Annotated in this window: 3 protein-coding genes; 2 read left to right on the top strand and 1 reads right to left on the bottom strand. The window is 72.9% G+C overall.

Going from position 1 to position 2,378, the window contains the following annotated elements:
- The coding region (locus tag D7Y13_RS40850) for an ATP-binding protein (protein WP_147452630.1) at positions 1-289 on the top strand (289 nt) is incomplete at its 5' end.
- A complete protein-coding gene (locus D7Y13_RS40855; protein ID WP_370451766.1) occupies positions 286-1,725 on the top strand; it encodes a sigma-54-dependent transcriptional regulator in 1,440 nt (479 codons plus the stop codon). The genes D7Y13_RS40850 and D7Y13_RS40855, both read left to right, overlap by 4 nt.
- On the opposite strand, the gene D7Y13_RS40860 is transcribed toward D7Y13_RS40855, so the two are convergent.
- A complete protein-coding gene (locus D7Y13_RS40860) occupies positions 1,722-2,183 on the bottom strand; it encodes a tetratricopeptide repeat protein (RefSeq protein ID WP_199733002.1) in 462 nt (153 codons plus the stop codon). The two genes, D7Y13_RS40855 and D7Y13_RS40860, sit on opposite strands and share 4 nt — an antisense overlap.
- Positions 2,184-2,378: the final 195 nt, after the last annotated feature.

Genomic DNA, 2,378 nt, shown 5'->3' on the forward strand with positions numbered 1-2,378 from the left:
GGAGGGTGGACGGGTGGAGGTGCGCCTGGACGTGGACGTGGACGCGGCCGGTGGCGCGCGCGTGGCGGTGTCGGACTCGGGGCCGGGGGTGACGGAGGAAGCGCGGGCGCGGCTGTTCGAGCCGTTCTTCACCACCCGGCCTGGCGGCACGGGGCTGGGGCTCGCGGTGAGCCAGGCCATCGCGGAGGCGCACGGCGGCCACATCGACGTGGACGTGGGGCCCCTGGGCGGCGCGCGCTTCACGCTGTCGCTGCCCGCGCCCTCGCGGGAACAGGAGGCAGCGGCATGAGCTTGCCGGAGGCGCGTGGAGGGGCGATGGACGCGAGGCCCGAGGTCCTCGTGGTGGACGACAAGGAGAACATGCTCAAGCTGTTCGCGCGCATCCTGGGCGACGCGTACGCGGTGACGACGGCGCCGGACGGAGCGCGGGCGCTGGCCCTGCTGGCCTCGCGCGCGTTCGACGTGGTGGTGACGGACATCCAGATGCCGGGCGCGGACGGCTTCACGGTGCTGCGCGAGGTGAAGCGGAGCGCGCCGGACACGGAGGTGGTGCTCGTCACCGCCTACGCGAGCGTCCCCAAGGCGGTGGAGGCCATCAAGCAGGGCGCCTACGACTACCTGTCCAAGCCCTTTGATCCGGACGAGGTGGCGCTGGTGGTGGCGCGCGCGCTGGAGCGCCGCCGTCAGAAGAAGGACGCGGCGGGGCTCCAGGCCCGGGCCTCGCGCATGCCGGACTTCCACGGCCTGCGCGGCACCAGTCCCGCGCTCCGGAAGACGCACGCGCTGCTCGCGCAGGTGGCGGCGCGCGACCTGACCGTCGTGCTCACCGGGGAGACGGGCACGGGCAAGGAGCTGGCCGCCCGCGCGCTGCACCGGGAGAGCCCGCGCAGGGACAAGCCCTTCGTCGCGGTGAACTGCGGCGCGCTGCCCGCGGACCTGGTGGAGAGCGAACTGTTCGGCCACGCGAAGGGGGCCTTCACGGGCGCGACGGGCGCGAAGGCCGGGCTCTTCGAGGAGGCCCACGGCGGGACGCTCTTCCTGGATGAAGTGGGCGACCTGCCGCTGCCGGTGCAGGTGAAGCTCAACCGCGCGCTGCAGGAGAAGGAGGTGCGCCGCGTGGGCACCACCACGCCGGTGACGGTGGACGTGCGCGTGGTGGCCGCGACGCACCGGGACCTCGCGGCGGAGGTGGCGCAGGGGCGCTTCCGCGAGGACCTCTACTACCGGCTGGACGGCGTGACGGTGCGGATGCCCTCCTTGCGCGAGCGGCGCGAGGACATCCCGCTCCTGGCGATGCACTTCCTGTCCACCGCGCGCCGGCCGGAGCTGGAGGGCTTCACGCCGGAGGCGCTCCAGGTGCTCACCGCCGCGCCCTGGCCGGGCAACGTGCGGCAATTGCAGAACGCGGTGGCGCGCGCGGCGGCGATGGCGACCGGGCCGCGCATCACCCCGGAGGACCTGCCCCCGGAGTCCGCCCCGGTGCGCCCCGCCGTGACGCCGGGGGCGCTCCCGACGCAAGCGCTGGCGAAGCGGCCCTACCGCGAGGCGGTGGATGAGGTGCGCGACGCCGTCTCGCGCGACTACCTCACCGCGCTGATGCAGGAGTTCTCCGGCAACGTCACCCACGCGGCGGAGCGCGCGGGCATGGAGCGCGAGAGCCTGCACCGCCTGCTCAAGCGCTACGGCGTGCGCACGGAGGACTTCAAGCGCGGCGAGCCGTCCTAGGCCACGTGCTTCGCGAGCACCTTGTCCAACTCCTCCGCCTGCGCGCGCGCTTCCGCGTCGGAGGTCTTCATCGCCCGCGCCGTGAAGGTGCGCGCGCGGACCGCCTCCGTCTTCGCCAGGGCCATGGCCATGGCCAGGTTCGCCTGCGGATGGTCCGGGGACGCCGCCAGCACCGGCGTGAGGATCCGCACGGCCTGTTCGTCCTCCTGATGCTCCAGGTGGAACATGGCCAGGTCACAGGCCGGCCCCGGCGCCGTGGGGTCGCGCTGGAGCGCTTCCTTCAGCAGGGCCACCGACGCGGCCCGCTCCCCCTTGGCATCCAGCACCAGCGCGAGGCCGTGCAGGACCTCCACGGAGTCGGGCGCCTGCTTCCTCGCCTCCTCCAGGAGTCGTTGGGCCTCGGCGGTGTTGCCGGCATTCAGTTGGTCGATTCCCTGGCGGTACAGGTCACTTCCCACGGCATCCTCCAGTGCACCACGCGGCGCGTTGTCTCATTCTGCGCGACTTTGGAGCAGCGTCCGCAACTTTGGGCAGGCGATCCGCGAGAAATCGATAAGTCTTCACTCCAGGGTCCCCCATGATCATCGGCAACAAGCCCGTCCGCCCCCCGCAGACCTCCGGCACGGCCTCGCGCTGGTGCTGGATGCCAAGGG

Origin of the sequence: Corallococcus praedator (assembly GCF_003612125.1) — a bacterium.
Taxonomy (GTDB): Bacteria; Myxococcota; Myxococcia; order Myxococcales; family Myxococcaceae; genus Corallococcus; species Corallococcus praedator.